General features: G+C 71.6%; 10 protein-coding genes and 1 pseudogene. 7 read left to right on the forward strand and 4 right to left on the reverse strand.

The window, feature by feature from the left end; translation table 11 throughout:
• Window positions 1-251: 251 nt before the first annotated feature.
• A complete protein-coding gene (locus tag ACQPYK_RS16480; RefSeq protein WP_433256124.1) occupies window positions 252-3386 on the reverse strand; it encodes a chondroitinase family polysaccharide lyase in 3135 nt (1044 codons plus the stop codon).
• A gap of 234 nt (window positions 3387-3620) precedes the next feature.
• On the opposite strand from ACQPYK_RS16480, the gene ACQPYK_RS16485 reads away from it, so the two are divergent.
• A complete protein-coding gene (locus tag ACQPYK_RS16485) occupies window positions 3621-4730 on the forward strand; it encodes a GntR family transcriptional regulator (RefSeq protein WP_433256126.1) in 1110 nt (369 codons plus the stop codon).
• Window positions 4723-5721, forward strand: coding sequence for a Gfo/Idh/MocA family protein (locus ACQPYK_RS16490; RefSeq protein WP_433256128.1), 999 nt, complete (start codon window positions 4723-4725; stop codon window positions 5719-5721). The genes ACQPYK_RS16485 and ACQPYK_RS16490 overlap by 8 nt, the downstream gene beginning before the upstream one ends.
• Before the next feature lie 116 nt (window positions 5722-5837).
• On the opposite strand, the gene ACQPYK_RS16495 is transcribed toward ACQPYK_RS16490, so the two are convergent.
• Window positions 5838-6929 carry a TetR/AcrR family transcriptional regulator gene (locus tag ACQPYK_RS16495; protein WP_433256130.1) on the reverse strand — a complete coding sequence of 364 codons (1092 nt, stop codon included), beginning with the start codon at window positions 6927-6929 and terminating at the stop codon, window positions 5838-5840.
• A gap of 103 nt (window positions 6930-7032) precedes the next feature.
• Here ACQPYK_RS16495 and ACQPYK_RS16500 point away from each other — a divergent pair, with 103 nt between their 5' ends.
• Both ACQPYK_RS16500 and clpX read left to right on the forward strand, forming a co-directional pair.
• Window positions 7033-8250 (forward strand): cytochrome P450 family protein, encoded by a 1218-nt coding sequence (locus ACQPYK_RS16500; protein WP_433256132.1) that lies wholly within the window; start codon window positions 7033-7035, stop codon window positions 8248-8250.
• A 59-nt stretch (window positions 8251-8309) separates the two neighbouring features.
• Window positions 8310-9627, forward strand: a pseudogene (gene clpX, locus ACQPYK_RS16505) (ATP-dependent Clp protease ATP-binding subunit ClpX).
• 21 nt (window positions 9628-9648) lie between these two features.
• Here the strand turns inward: clpX and ACQPYK_RS16510 are convergent.
• A complete protein-coding gene (locus ACQPYK_RS16510) occupies window positions 9649-11334 on the reverse strand; it encodes an MFS transporter (protein ID WP_433256134.1) in 1686 nt (561 codons plus the stop codon).
• Between the two features lie 37 nt (window positions 11335-11371).
• Window positions 11372-12523: a polysaccharide pyruvyl transferase family protein gene (locus ACQPYK_RS16515; protein WP_433256136.1), complete on the reverse strand. Its 1152-nt coding sequence runs from the start codon at window positions 12521-12523 to the stop codon at window positions 11372-11374.
• A gap of 287 nt (window positions 12524-12810) precedes the next feature.
• Here ACQPYK_RS16515 and ACQPYK_RS16520 point away from each other — a divergent pair, with 287 nt between their 5' ends.
• From ACQPYK_RS16520 to ACQPYK_RS16530, 3 genes are all read left to right on the forward strand, one after another.
• A complete protein-coding gene (locus ACQPYK_RS16520; RefSeq protein ID WP_433256138.1) occupies window positions 12811-13743 on the forward strand; it encodes a Ppx/GppA family phosphatase in 933 nt (310 codons plus the stop codon).
• Between the two features lie 124 nt (window positions 13744-13867).
• Window positions 13868-14686, forward strand: a complete 819-nt coding sequence (locus tag ACQPYK_RS16525; protein ID WP_433256140.1) for a DUF1206 domain-containing protein — start codon at window positions 13868-13870, stop codon at window positions 14684-14686.
• Window positions 14687-14850: 164 nt separating this feature from the next.
• A complete protein-coding gene (locus ACQPYK_RS16530) occupies window positions 14851-15291 on the forward strand; it encodes an ATP-binding protein (protein ID WP_433256142.1) in 441 nt (146 codons plus the stop codon).
• Window positions 15292-15349 lie beyond the last annotated feature (58 nt).

Below are 15349 nucleotides of genomic sequence, written 5' to 3' on the forward strand. Positions count from 1 at the left end.
CGTCTTCGAGACTCGCACGTCGAGAAACCGGCATCAATCCACGCGGCGCCGGGGTCCGCCCGCCCGGCCCGCTGCCCGCCCGGCCCGCTGCCCGCCCGGCCCGCTGCCCGCCCGGGCGGTTCCTGCGGCCCGGCGAGAGCGGCCCTCGAAGAAGGGCCACGGCCGGCCGGTGCGGCCGGCCGTGGCCCAGAAGACCGCCTAGAAGACCGCCTAGAAGACCGCCCAGAAGACCGCCCAGAAGACGACGCGTGTCACCCCGGGAGCAGGCGTACCTGGATCGGCCGTCCGTCAACGGTCTCGAACTCGACCACGGTCCGCTCATGCCGTGCCCGCACCGTGCACGGCTGGTCGCCGTCCGCGCGCCAGCGCCCCTCCAGGGTCACCCGCATCCGGTGGGGGTGGCTCGGGCTGGTCAGCCATGTCCGTGACCAGGGACTGTAGTGGCCGACATACCGGCCGCGCTCGTACTGGTCGTGGTCGATTCCACTGTAGAGCCGCAGGTCGGGGTCGCACACCGCCAGCACCAGGCCGTCGTCGCCGTCCTTTCTGGTCAGCACCATGGACGGCGTGTCCACCTCGCGCACCGGTCCCTCGGCCAGTTCCGAGGGGACGAAGACCGCGTAACCGGTGATCCCGGTCGCCCGGTCGCTCACCACGTGCGCGGAGGTGTCGGCGCGGAGCACGACGTACGGCGCGCGCGCCGGGTCGGTCATCGCGTCGGCGAACGCGGCCATGCGCTCGGGGGTGGTGTCGACGACCATGGCGTAGCAGTAGCCGCCGTTCCGCGGCGCGGCACCGTGCTTGATCCAGGCGGTTGCGAAGTCGCCGCTGGTCGGGGCTTCGGTCGCGTTGTCGCGCGAAGTCTGGGTGGAGCGCGTCAGCCCGACCCTCTGCCCGGGAGCCAGATGGTAGCCGATGCCCTTGTCGTCGAGCAGCCAGCGCGGTGTGAGATCCGGCGCGTCGTGCGGGAAGGCCACGACCGGCTCGACCCCGTCGACGTAGGTGGGAGCCGTCTGGCTCGGCAGGCGGGTCTGGAAGAGCGTGGTCTCGGTCTCCTGCGGGGAGTCGTTCCGGATCCCGGTGCCGACGGCCACGATCCGGTCGTCGAACAGGAAGACCGATTTCAGCGCGCGATGTGAGCCCTCGTACTTCGGGTGCTCGCGCAGCTCCATCGCGAACATGCCGTTGCGGCCGTCGATGGTGTGCGCCCCGCCGAAGCGCGAGTCGGTGAGCAGCATCTCCTCGATCGCCCCGGTCAGGTCGCCCCGGAGCTCCTCCAGCGGCCGGTGGACGACGGTCGTGCCCGGCCTGCGGTTCCAGTCCCAGCCCGCCTGGGCGTAGCCACTGTCGGCGTTGCCGACCGGGTCGCCCCGGTGCAGCACCTGGATCTGGCCGTAGGTGTTGTAGCGGCCGTACCAGTTCGCCCCCTGATAGATCTCCGTGCTCCACAGATAGCGGTTGTGTCCGCGTACGGTGACCTGCCACTTCTCCCGCCGGTGCACGGCCAGGGCGGCGTAGTTGATCGTCCAGTTGCCGTTGGGGTCGGGTTCGGCGACGATACCGCGCGCCGCCAGCCGTGCGGCGAGCTGCTTCTGCTGGGTGCTCGGCGCGGCGGGCAGCAGGCGCAGGAACGCGGCCGCGATCTCGGGGTCCACGTCGCCGGAGCCGTCAGGGGTGCCGGAGATCGCCAGCCACTGGTAGGGGACGAGCGACAGGGCGGTCAGCCCGCTGGGATTGCGCCCGCTGATGGAGATGGGCCAGTGGTTCTTGTTGGCGTAGACGCGCATGGCCAGGACGGCCCGCTTGAGCGAGGCGTGGGAGTCCGGGGCCAGACGGAACACTCCGCCGCTGAGCACGTAGACCAGCGGGGCCAGCCCGGTGAAGCCGTCACGGGCGTAGTCGGGGTAGAAGCCGACGTGGTGGAAGGTGGCCCCGTCCGTCTTGAGGCCGTCCTGGATACCCGCGCTGGGCAGCAGCGCCCGGTTCAGCCAGTCGCGCAGTGCCCGGAGGTAGGTGATCTGCTCGGCCTCGGTGTCGCCCAGCAGCACGGCCGCGAGCATCCCCCGGAAAGTGGTGTTGAGGATGTCGGCGACGCTGCCGTAGGCCATGCGGTGCTTCCAGCCCCGGAAGATCCGGCCGAGCCCGCTCAGCCAGGCCAGGTCGGCGCGGACCTGCTCGAACAGCCCGGCCTCGCGCAGCGCGTCCTTCATGAGATAGACCGAGTCGTAGTAGCCGCGCGCGTCGTAGCCCAGGTGATGGATGGTGCCCTGGCAGCTTCCCCGGGTCCAGCCCTGGTCGCGCAGGTGGGCGATCATCCGGACGTAGAGGGCGGCGAGCGCCGGTCTGTGCGTCGCGCCGGCCGAGGCGAAGGCCAGTGCCACGGCTTTCATCAGGTCGGTGTAGGCGCGCAGGGTGACCGCGTCGACGAACGTCTTGAGCTCGGAGGCGATCTCCGGCGGGTAGATCTGTGACTGGTAGGAGAGGACCGGGCGGCCCACCCCGCTCGCGGACGCCTCCGGGACGCCCAGCGCCGCGACCTGTCCGGTGAGCGCGGCCACCGAGGCGTCGTCCACCTTCACCGGTGACGGGAGGAGATACTCGTCTCGATAGCGGGCGACCAGCGCGCGCAGCGATGCCGTCTCCTCCGCCGAGGGCGCGGTCGCGTCCGGCCTGGCCTTGGTCAGCAGGTCGTCGTAGCGATAGAGCGCCTGCCAGTGCTGGTTGTCGTAGTCCTCGCCCTCCCTGGCGACGTCCGGCACCTGGGCGTCGCGGGTGGGGGCGTCCGGCCGCAGCGCCACGTTGAGCATGAGCTGGTCGAGGTGGAGTGTTCCGGTACGGCCGGGCGCGATGATCCGCAGCGTGTCCATGCCGGGGTGCGGCCGGCCGTGCATGTCGTAGTCGTAGCGGACCCAGGCCGTCCGCCAGCCGGTGAAGCCGAGCCGGAACTCGAACCAGGCGTCGGTCCGGTTCCCACGGCCGAACTCGAAGCGGACCACGTCGTCCACCGGGGTCTCGTTGAAGATCCAGACCGAGAAGGTGTCCACCGTCCCCTGCCAGGCCTGGTCGTCCATCGGCCGGTAGGGGTCGGGGGCGAAGCCGACGGGGCCGCTGACCGTGATGGTGGAGGCGCGGCCGTGCTCCCAGCGCAGTGAGCGGCTTCCGCAGATCGCGGCCCGGTCGCTGATGCTCAGCTTCGAGCCCTGTCCGGCGGTCATCTGCGGCGGGACGGCGGTTTCCAGCAGGAAGACCGGCGGGGTCATGGCCAAGGCCCGCTGTTCCAGGTCTGCGGTCACGACGGCGGACGCCGTACCGGGCGGCAGGAACGCCGCTCCCGCCACACCCGCCGCTCCGGCCTTGAGCGCGGTCCTACGAGAGATCTCCAGCACGGCTCCTCCTTGCGGGTCGGATGAGCCGTATCAAACGGTAGGTAAAAGTGATGAATAAAGAAGTACTTCAAGATTTTTTAGCTCTGATCGCCTTACCGGCGCAGGAAAATCGCCCGATTCGCAGGATTCATCTCTAATTCATTGTGTTGACTTAGAGATGAATAAGCGCCCAGGATTCCGGCATCCACCCCTTCGCCGGCGGATCATCGAGGGCATGACCCTCGGTTCAGTGAAATGAGGGCTGAGACCATGCCGGATGCGCGGGAGCTGAAGTTCCGCAGGCTCGCCACCGAACTCCGCGCGGAGATCCGCGCGGGTGTCTGGACGTCCGGTGCGAAGCTGCCCACCGAGCAGGAGCTCTCCCGCACCCATGAGGTCAGCCTCACCACGGTCCGCAGGGCGGTGGACGAGCTCGTCGAAGAAGGGCTCGTGATCCGGCGACAGGGAGCGGGCACCTTCGTGGCCGAGCATGCCCCGGCCGTCCGGGGCGGGGCCGCGCTGGTCGGCGTCATCGTGCCGGACACCACGCTCTACTATCCGAAGGTCCTGGAGGGCATCGAGGAGGCGCTGGCCGCCGCCGGGGCGCGGCTGATGCTGGCCTGTTCCCACTACCGGCCGGTGGAGGAGGAGGCCGCGCTGAAGCGCATGCTCGACTCCGGTGTGGACGGCCTGCTCGTCGTTCCCACGCTCATCGGGCGGGCCGACCCCCTGGCCGTCGTCGAGCGCCTCACCGCTCTGCCGGTGCCCGTCGTGTTGATCGAGCGCGGTCTGGACGGCGGGGACGACCCCAGCGAGCACGTCCGCACCGACCACGAGGCCGGCGGCTACGCGGCCGTGCGCCATCTGGCCTCACTCGGCCACACCCGGCTGGCCCTGCTCACCCGTTCGGGCAACCCCACCAGCGCGCCGGTCGGCCAGGGTTTCGCGGCGGCCGTGTCCGACCTGGGCCTGCGGGCCGCCGAACCGTTCTCCGCGCCGCAGGGCGAGTGGAGTCCCAGGGTCGCCGACGAGCAGGTGCGCCGCGTCATCGCCGAGGACTCCACGGCCGTGGTCTGCTTCGGCGACCGCGAGGCCACCCTGGTGGTCTCGGCCGCCCGGCGGGCCGGCCTCGCCGTACCGGGTGATCTGGCGATCGTCGCCTATGACGACGAGATCGCCGACCTGGCGGAGGTGCCGCTCACCGCCGTCTCCCCGCCCAAGCGTCACCTCGGCCGTCACGCGGCCGAGCTCCTGCTCCGCCGCCTGCGCGAGCCGGACCTGCCCATGCACCGGGTACGGCTCCGCCCCGGCATCGTCGTGCGCCGATCATGCGGCGCCTCCTCGGGAGAGATGACAAGTGACTGAACTCCGTCTGGGCCTGATCGGCGCGGGCGCCGTCGGCGCGCTGCACGCCGAGGCGTCGCTGCGGGTGCGCGGCCTGCGGGTGGGCGCGGTCTGCGACCTGAACCCGGATGCCGCGCGCCGGGTCGCCGAGCCCCACGGCGCGCCGGCCTACGCCGACCACCGCGACCTGGTGGCCTCGGGTGAGGTGGACGCGGTCCTGGTCAACACCCCGCACGCGCTGCACACCGCGATCGTGTGCGACGCGGCGGCGGCCGGCCTGCACGTCCTGGTCGAAAAGCCCATGGCCACCTCGCTGGCCGACTGCGATCTGATGATCGACGCCTGTGCCGCCGCCGGGGTACGGCTGGCCGTCGGGCACATTCAGCGCTTCCTGCCCGACAAGGTCGCGGCCATGGCCGCACTGGCAGCCGGAGAGATCGGCGGGCCGCTGCTGATGTCCGACCGGCGCGGCTCCGACTACCGGCCGGGTTCGCGGCCCGGCTGGTTCCTCGACCCGGAGGTCTCCGGCGGCGGCGTGTTCATCAACATCGGCGCGCACTGCGTGGACCGGCTGCTGTGGCTGTCCGGCCGCCGGGCCGAGCGGGTGGACGCCTCCCTGAACGGCTCGCCGATCGAGACCGACGCGCTGGTCAGGCTGACCCTGTCCGGCGGCTTGACCGCGCAGGTCGCCGTGACCAGCACGGGGCCGCCGGCCCCGCACGACGAGGTCGTCGTGGTCGGGCGGAACGGCACGCTGTCGATCTCCCCCCACCTCGGCACGGCGCTGCACAAGGACGGCGAGACCGCCTGGCTGCATCGGCCGGATCCCGACGACATCCCGGCGGCCTTCGCCGCCCAGCTCACCGATTTCGCGGGCGCCGTGCGCAACGGCCGCGAACCCGCGGTGGGCGGCGCGCACGGGCGGCATGTGCTGGAGGTCGTGCTGGCCGCCTACGCCTCGGCGGCCGGCGGCACCCCGGTGCGAACGGGGAGCCTCGTTGGCCGGCCGTGATCCCGGTCGCCCCAACGTCCTGCTCGTCCTGCGCGGGGACCCCGGCCGGCTCGGCCCCGCCGGGGTGGTGGCGGAGGCCGCCGGGCGAGGCGGTTCGCCGGCTATCGGTGAGGCGTCTACGGCCAGGCCGGGGGCCGGCCGTCGGACGCGGCGGCATGGCACGCGCCACGGCCGTCGGCTCGGGCGACGATCCGGCCCGCCTCGACGCGGACGGCGACCTCGGTCTCGTCGCTGACCGCGGGCACGCCGGCCGCCGCGGCGAGGACGCCGGACTCGTCGTGGACCACCTGCAGGCGCGGCCATGCCCAGGGGGGGAAGGCCGGGCGCAGGCAGTTGCGGAGCTCGGCGACGGCCAGCCGCGCCAGCGGTGCCAGCTCGCCGGGGTCGCCGGTGACCAGGACGGCGGTGACCGTGGCCCCCGGCGACGCGGCCCGCAGGGCCTCCTCGGAGGCTTCGAGACGGTGCAGGCCGAGAACCGCCACCACACCGTCGCCGGTGAGCCGCGCGGCCTGGCCGCCGATGACGTCCGTGGCGGGCGGCGGGGACCAGGGTTCGTCGGTGGGCCGCGCCTGCGGAATGTAGGGGATGTGCGGGGGCTGCCACGTGTCGCCCAGGTCGAGGTCCGCGAGCCGCTCGCAGACGCTGACGATGTCGAAGGGCTCGACGAAGCCGGGCGCGGCGGCGGCCATCTGACTCGCGCCGTACAGGGTCGTGAGCGTGGCCTCGGCCACGCGCACCAGGCGGCCGACGGGCGTCTCGGCCGGCCGCAGCCGCTCCAGGGCCAGCCCGAGCAGGATCGCGTCGAGCTTCATCAGCTGGGTGAACGGCCGCCGCGTCCGTTCGTCGATGAGGATCTCCGACATCAGGTCCACCCCGAGCCGGGCCGAGCCGTGCTGCTCGTCTGCGGCGAGGGGGAGCCGGACGAGCCAGGCACGGGCGAACGCGCTGAGCGCTTCACGGACGGTGCGCTCCCGCTCCGAACACGGCGGCTCGGACGCGCGCTCGGCGAGGTCGGCCAGGACGGCGAAATAGAGAGCTCGTTTGCCGGGGAAATTGGAGTAGACCGCGCCGCGGGTGAGCTCGGCGCGCTCGGCGATGCCGTCGATCTTGGCCTCGCGAAAGCCCCTCTCGGTGAACTCGTCCTCGGCGGCGGCCAGCACCCTGAGGCGGTTGCGCTCCTGCATTTCCGCCCTGGTGAGCCGGTCCATCGTCCTCCTCGTCCCGACGTTGCCCATTCCTGCCGGTCCAAGATACCGTCCTCATACATATGTTCTGAGCATATGATCTCATCATCTGAAATCTGGAGTGCCCGTGACCGACGTCAGACCGGCTGAGACCGGCGTCCCCGAGATCGACCTGACCGACCCCGAGGTGCTGCGCGACCCCGCCGCCGTCTACGGGCGCGCCCGGGAACGCTCGCCGCTGGCGCGGCTGCTGGCTCCCGGCATGCGCCCGATGTGGGTCCTGACGCGCCACGAGGGCGCCAGGGCGATGCTGGGCGACCCACGGTTCCGGCTCAGCGCCGACAGCTTCACACGGCCTGCCGGCATCCCCGAGCACTGCCTGGCCCACATGCGGACCATGCAGGAAATGGAAGGGCCGGAGCACACTCGTCTACGCGGACTGGTGTCACCGGCGTTCACCGCGCGCCGCACCGCCGAATTCCGGCCGCGGATCGAACCGATCGTCGACAACCTGCTCGACGAGCTGCCGGACCACGCCGAAGACGGCTCGGTGGACCTGCTGGCGCACTTCGCGCGACCGCTGCCGATCGGCGTGATCTGCGAGCTGGTCGGCATTCCCGAGCCTGACCGCCCCCGCTGGCGGGAGTACGGCGCCGCCGTCGCGGCCGGCTGGGGCCAGGCCTTCGCCGACGCCATCCCCGGCATCATGGAAGGCGCCGAGGCGGCGGTCGTGCATCGACGGGCCGAGCCCGGCGACGACCTGATCTCCGATCTCATCCGCGCCCAGGCCGACGACGGGGACCGGCTCGGCGACACCGAGCTGGTCACCTTCGTCTGGCATCTGGTCCTCGCCGGGCAGACGCCGACGAACCTCATCGCCAACGCCGTTGACACCCTGCTCCGTCACCCCGACCAGCTCGCCGCGCTGCGCGAGGACCCCGGCCTCATGCCCCAGGCCGTGGAGGAGCTGACGCGCTGGTGCGGGCCGCAGCTCCTGACCATTCCCCGCCACCCGCGAGAGGACGTCGAGATGGGCGGCGTGCTGATCCGCGAGGGCGAACCCGTCACCGCCGCCATCGTCTCCGCCAACCGCGACCCGCGTGTGTTCGCCGACCCCGACCGCTTCGACATCGGCCGCGCCCCGGGAGCGCCAGGGCATCTCGGATACGCCCACGGACCGCACTTCTGTCTCGGAGCCTCGCTGGCCCGGGCGCAGACCGAGATCGCGCTCACCGCGCTGCTGCGGCGCCTGCCCGACCTGGCGCTCGCCGGCGCCTCGCACGGCGCCGGGCACATCCCCGACCCGGGCACCTGGCGCCTGGCGGCGCTGCCCGTGACCCTCTGACACCCGAACCCGACCTGGTCGCGGGCCCCGGCCCGCACAACCGTTGAGGAGACGTCCACATGGCACGCATCGGTGGCGGTGGCGACCTGCTGAGGTGCACGTTCTGCGGAAAGAGTCACAAGCAGGTCCGCAAGCTCATCGCGGGCCCGGCCGGTGTCCACATCTGCGACGAGTGCGTCGAACTCTGCAACGAGCTCATCGAGGAGGAGCTCGAGGAGGACTCCGGGGGAGGGCTGAAAGAACCGCCGAAACCGCGGGAGATCCACGAATTCCTCGAGCAGTACGTCATCGGGCAGGACGAGGCCAAGAAGACGCTCGCGGTGGCGGTCTACAACCACTACAAACGCATCCGGCCCGGAGCCGGCGGGAACGGGCGGCACGCCGCCAAGCAGGAGCCGGTCGAGCTGGGCAAGTCCAACATCCTGCTGCTCGGCCCGACCGGCTGCGGTAAGACCCACCTCGTCCAGACGCTCGCCCGGATGCTCGACGTCCCGTTCGCCATCGCCGACGCCACCGCCCTCACCGAGGCCGGCTACGTCGGGGAGGACGTCGAGAACATCCTGCTCAAGCTGATCCAGGCCGCCGACCACGACGTCAAGAGGGCCGAGACCGGCATCGTCTACATCGACGAGGTGGACAAGATCGCTCGTAAGAGCGAGAACCCGTCGATCACCAGGGACGTCTCCGGCGAGGGCGTGCAGCAGGCCCTGCTGAAGATCCTGGAGGGCACCACCGCGAGCGTGCCGCCCCAGGGCGGACGCAAGCATCCTCACCAGGAGTTCATCCAGATCGACACCACCAACGTGCTCTTCATCTGCGGGGGGCGCCTTCGCCGGCCTCGAAAAGATCATCGAGCGGCGGACCGGCCGCGGCGGCGCGGGCTTCGGCGCCGCGATCCACGCCGGGCGGTCCGGGCGGTCCGGGCAGGACGGAGAGAGGGGGGACGCCTTCGCCGAGGTCATGCCCGAGGACCTGCTGAAGTTCGGGCTGATCCCGGAGTTCGTCGGCCGGCTCCCGGTGGTGTCGGCCGTCCGCTCGCTGGACCGGGCGGCGCTGGTGCGGATCCTCACCGAGCCGCGCGACGCGCTGCTCAAGCAGTACCGGAGGCTCTTCGAGCTCGACGGCGTCGAGTTGGTGTTCACCGAGGCCGCCGTCGGCGCGATCGCCGAACAGGCGCTGCTTCGCCGCACCGGCGCCCGAGCGGTCCGCGCGATCCTCGAAGAGGTCCTGCTCGATGTGATGTACGAGGTGCCGAGCCGGGACGACGTGGCCCGCGTCGTGGTCGACCGCGACACCGTGCTCGACAACGTCAACCCGACGTTGGTGCCGCGCGAGGAGCCCGATCACGGATGGGAGCGCCCCGAGAAGTCCGCCTGAGACGGCCCCGCCGCGCGGCCCTCACCGGGGCCGCAGCAGCGATATCAACGACTTGAACTGGGGCTCCTCCATCTCCTGGCCGGGTCGGGGCGCGTAGGCCCAGATCAGGTGGCGCACGTAGGGGAAGGTGCCCTCCATGACCAGCCGCAGTGCCCGCAGGTCGAGCTCCTGGTCCATGGCCGTGCCCCGCTCGAGGTGTTGGCGCAGATGCTCCTGCGCCGTCTGGACGGTGAACGTCTCGACGTAGAGGGTCGGCTCCTCCATGTCCTCGAAGAGACTCCACATCGTCGCCCCGGTGCGCCGTCTGGCCCGGCCGACCTGCCGCATCACCTCCAGGAACGCCTCGGCGTTCTCCGTGCCGACGCGCCATTCGACCACGACCAGCAGCGGCCCCCTGTCGTGCTCCATGTCCTCGGGCGGCTCGGGATAGTGACGTACCGAACGCATGTCCAGACCGCCCTTAGGCAGCGGTATCCGCAGCGCGCCGACCGGCGTGCCGAGGATCAGTACGGCGGCCGGCACCACGAAGGCGACCGGCAGGTTCAGCCGTTCGGCGACCGTTCCCCACACCAGCGATCCCACCGCCTGCCCGCCCATGAAGACCAGCTGGTAATAGGCGAGCGACCGTGCGCGGGCCCACTCCGGCAGCAGGAGCTGGGCCGAGGCGCCCAGCGTCGACAGCACGGCGATCCAGGCCAGGCCCGCGCCGACCAGGGCGGTGATGACGACGGGCACGGTCGTCACCGTGCCGACGACGATCATCGCCAGGGCGTAGCCGATCGTCGAGGCGGCGACGACCGTGTTCGGCCCCGCCCGGGCGCGGACCGCGGGGAGCGCGACCGCGCCCGCGACCGCGCCGAAACCGACCGCGGCCAGCAGCAGGCCGTAGCCGCCGGCGCCGAGACCGAGAGGGTCGCGGGCGAGCGCGGGCAGCAGGGCCCACATCCCGCTCGCGCAGAAGGTGAACATCACCGCGCACAACAGGACCGAGGCGAACTCCGGGGCGCTGCGGACGTAGCGGGCGCCCGCGCGGACCGCGTCACGGATGTGCTCGGCGCCCAGAGGCCGGTGGTCGGGGGGCCGGTTCCAGACGAACAGCACGAGCATGACGCCGAGGAAGGACAGCGCGTTGAGGGCGAACGTCGCCGCCGGCCCGGCGAGGGCGATGAGCACGCCGCCGAGCGCGGGACCGACGGCTCGCGCGACGTTGCCGTTGGCCCCGTTGAGCAGCGCGGCCTGCGGGATCTCGTCCAGGCTGACGAGCTCCGGCTGGATCGCCTGGAAGGTGGGCATGGCGAAGGCCTGCCCGACGGCCATCGTGCCGGTCAGGGCGAGCAGGAGCGACGGCGTCATGATTCCGGCGGCGGTCAGCGCGGCGAGGCTCGCCGCCCCGGCGAAGGTGACGACCTGACTGGCCAGCAGCAGGCGGCGTCGATCGAGGATGTCGCCCAGCGCTCCGGCGGGGACGACCAGCAGGAAGACCGGCAGCGTGGTGGCGGTCTGCACGAGGGCGATGGCCAGCGCGCCACCGCCCAGATCGCCCATGAGCCACTGCGCGCCGACGGTCTGCATCCACGTGCCCGTGTTGGCCACGAGCTGCGCGATCCACAGCGCGCGGAACAGGCGATGACGCAGCGGGGTCCACATCGCCTTCGGCGACGGGGCGCTGTGCGGGTGTTCCCGCTGCTCCGGTGGCGGCTGGCCCATCCCTGGTGCTTCCGGTCTCCCGCACCCGCGCGGGGTCCTAGGCGGTCCGGTCCCACACGGGCGTGTGCGGCGCGATGAGGTCGAGCTGTGACAGGAAGTGTTCCGCCGTCGAGGCGGCACGGGCGCGCAGGGCCGGAGTGCGCGCGTTGATCCGCTGTCGGTGGGCGGGACGTTCGTCCCATACCCGGTCGACCTCCGCCAGCAGCGGACCGGCGGCCTCCCTGACCACCCCCCGCAGGGCCGGCGCCCCCAGCTGCTGGGCGAAGTCGAAGACCTTCCCGGCGTAGGGGAGTGGCAGCAGCGGCACGCCCTGCAGCGCGGCGAAGATCAGGAAGTGCAGCCGCATGCCGACCACCATGTCCAGATGCCGCACCAGGCCGAGGATCTGGCGCGGCCGGTAGTTGCCGTGCAGCACGCGGCAGCGCTCGGCGGCGTTCATGTGGGACAGCACCGCGTGTGAGTGCCGGATGTCGTCGCGCTCCATCGGGACGAAGACGACGTGGGCGTCGAGCCGGCTGACCAGGAAGTCCCCGACGTGTGCGAGCAGCTCGTGGTAGCCCTGCGCGTCGAGGTGCTCGGCGGCGCGGCCGGGTTCGCGCACGCTCATGCCGACCAGCCGTCCGGCCTCCGGCACCCCCTCGGCGCGCAGCAGGTCATGGCCGAACTCCTCCTCCTGGAGCAGGAGTGCCGGGTCGGCGGTGACGATGATCGTGCCCATCACCCCGGCGTCCTCCAGTGCCAGCCGGGACTCCTCGTCGCGGACGGTGATCGTGGCCGCGGCGGTGAGCGTCTCACGCACCATCATGCAGTCCAGGCGGTCGGTGAGCGGTCCGGCGCCCAGGGCGTAGGCGAAGACGGGGATGTTCTGCTCCTGGGCGAGCCGGACCAGCCGCAGGTACCGGCGGGCCTCGGTGTCGTAGAGGATGCCGCCTCCGCCGAGGACCAGCACGTCCAGCCGGGCCACGATCTGTGAGGCCGGCTCGCGGCTGACCCCTTCCCACCCCACCACCTCGACACCTGGGTGATGGGTGCGGGTGTGTTCCGGAGTGCGGGAGAACACCACCGTCGAGGCGTCCGGGCGCCCCTGGCGGATGCTGGCCAGGATGCTGGTCAGGATGGCCTCGTCCCCTACATTGCGGCCGCCGTACGAACCCAGGAGTCCGATAGTAGGCCCGCGAGTTTTGTCCATATTTGCGCCTTTCATCCTTTTTGATGGTTCTGTACCCCCAAGGTGTTTGGCGTATCCCCGCCGCCCCGGTCGCCCTCGCCGCCCTGGCCGCCCCGGGCCGCGGCCGACCGGCTCACCGCCGACGTGATCGTTGCCGGCCGTCGGCCGGCGCGCGACACGGAGCACGAGCCTGCCTCTCGCCCGGACGCCGGCGGCGTCCGTCAGCAGTCCGTCGGCACCTGCCGGACGGCCTGCGCCCTCCCCTCGCCCCGGCGGGAGACGCTCTGGAACGGTAGTAACTTCATCCCATGCGACTGGGCGTTCTCGACATTGGTTCCAACACGGTGCATCTGCTGGTGATGGACGCACATCGGGGGGCTCGACCGCTGCCCGCCTACTCCCACAAGGAGGAGCTGAGGCTCGCCGAGCACATGGAAGACGGCAACCGGCTCTCCGAGAGGGGCGCCGCGCGGTTGCGGGAGTTCGTCGAGGAGGCCCTGCGGCTGGCCGAGGACAAGGGGGTCGAGGACCTCATGGCCTTCGCCACCTCGGCGGTCAGGGAGGCGGTCAACGGCGAGGAGGTGCTCGGCCGGATCAAGGCCGGCGCCGGGGTGGACATCGAGGTGCTGTCCGGCCAGGACGAGGCCAGGCTGACCTTCCTGGCCGTGCGGCGGTGGTTCGGATGGTCGTCGGGACGGCTGCTGGTGCTGGACATCGGCGGGGGGTCGCTGGAGATCGCGTCCGGGATCGACGAGCAGCCGGATGTGGCGGTGTCGCTGCCGCTGGGCGCCGGGCGGCTCACCCGCGACTGCTTCACCGCCGACCCGCCCCCGGCCGACGAGGTGCGGGCGCTGCGCAGGCACGTGCGGACGGAGATCGCCCGCGTCGTGGGCGACGTGGCCCGGTACGGCCAGGCCACCCACGCGGTGGCCACCTCCAAGACGTTCCGGCAGCTCGCCAGGATCGCCGGGGCCGCGCCCTCGCACGAGGGCCCGAACACCCGCCGGGTACTCAGGCACGCCGACCTGGTCGAGTGGACCGACCGGCTGGTCAGGATGGATGTGCGGGAGCGGGCGGAGCTGCCCGGCGTGTCGGACGGTCGGGCGCCGCAGTTGCCGGCCGGGGCGATCGTCGCCGACGCCACGATGGACCTGTTCGGGGTGGGGGAGCTGGAGGTGTGCCCGTGGGCGCTGCGCGAGGGGGTCATCCTGCGGCGCCTGGACGCGATGCCCGAGAGCTGAGGTTTCCGGGTGTGATGCCCGAGAGCTGAGGTTTCCGGGTGTGATGCCCGAGAGCTGAGGTTTTCGAGTGTGATGCCCGAGAGCTGAGGTTTGCCGGGCCTTTACCAGGTAAGAGCGCACTGTTATGAACAGCGCACAGGCACAGCTGGAAGGCGCCGCGCGCAGAGCGGCGAACAGTCAGACGTTGGACAGGCTGGCCCGTCTCGGACTGGCCTGCCGCGGCGTCCTCTACGGGCTGATCGGGTTCCTGGCCCTGCAGATCGCCTTCGGCGGCGGGAGCGGGGGCAAGGAGGCCGACAAGACCGGAGCGGTCGAGACGGTGGCCGAGCAGCCCTTCGGCACGGTGCTGCTCTGGCTGATGGTCGTCGGCTTCGTCGCCCTGACCCTCTGGCAGCTCTCCGAGGCGGTCATCGGCCGCGGCGAGGCCAAGAAGCGGGTCGAAGCGGCGGCACACGCGGTGGTCTACGGACTGATCGTGGCGACGCTGCTCGGCCTCCTGCTGCGCGGCGACGCGGGCAGCTCGACCGACAAGAGCTCCAAGGACCTCACCGCCAAGCTGATGGACCTGCCCGGCGGGCAGATCATCGTGGGCCTGGTCGGGCTGGGGCTGATCGCCCTGGGCGCCTACTGGGCCTACAAGGGCTGGAAGAAGAGGTTCCTGGAGGACCTGCGCACCGGCGAGATGCCCCCGAAGGCGCGCCGGCTCGCCGAGAAGCTCGGCATGGCCGGCTACATCGCCCGCGGCGTGATCGCCGCCGTCGCCGGGGCCTTCGTCATCCAGGCCGCCGTCACCTACGACCCGGACAAGGCCAAGGGCGTCGACTCGACGCTGCGCGCACTGACCGACACCCCCGCCGGGCCGTGGCTCCTCGGGGTCGTCGCGATCGGTCTGCTGCTGTTCGCGGCCTACTGTTTCCTCCAGGCACGCTGGCACCGGCTGTGACGGGTGGCGGCGCACGGGGCGGCAGGTGCGGGCACGCAGGCGAAGGTCGTCCTGGCAAGCCCGACCTGCCTATCCGGTAAGGGATCCCATTCATACTTTTCCGAGACATCTACCTTCCGGAGCCCCGCGTCCTTCCAAAGGCGCGAACGGCATCGGAGGGGCGGATGGATTCGTCGGAGTACGACGGCAGCGAATGGATTCTCCGCCTGGCGGGCTCTCCCGACCAGGTGGTGCGAGCCCGTCGGCTGATCTCGGTGACCCTGGGGCGCGACCATCCCCTCCACGACGACTGCGTACTGCTGACCAGCGAGATCGCCACGAACGCGGTGGTCCACTCCCGGTCGGGGGACGGCGGGGCGTTCACCGTCACCGTGCTCTGCTCGGCCGACGCCGTGCGGGTCTGCGTCCAGGACGAGGGGTCCTCCAGCGCTCCCTGCGTGTGCCGCACCTCGGCGGACGCCACCGGAGGCCGCGGCCTTCCCCTGGTGGAGGCGCTGGCACACCGCTGGGGCCTGATCCGGGAGGCGGGAGCCAACAGGGTCTGGTTCGAGCTCGTGCTGGAGCCGGCCACCGTGCCCAGGAGCCGGCTGGCCGGTGTCAGGTGATGGCCGTCCCTCGTCGCCTGCAAGATCTGTGGGGTCAACCGGCAGAGGTTTGGGGCTG

Source organism: Streptosporangium sp. CA-135522 (genome assembly GCF_050949235.1).
GTDB lineage: Bacteria > Actinomycetota > Actinomycetes > Streptosporangiales > Streptosporangiaceae > Streptosporangium.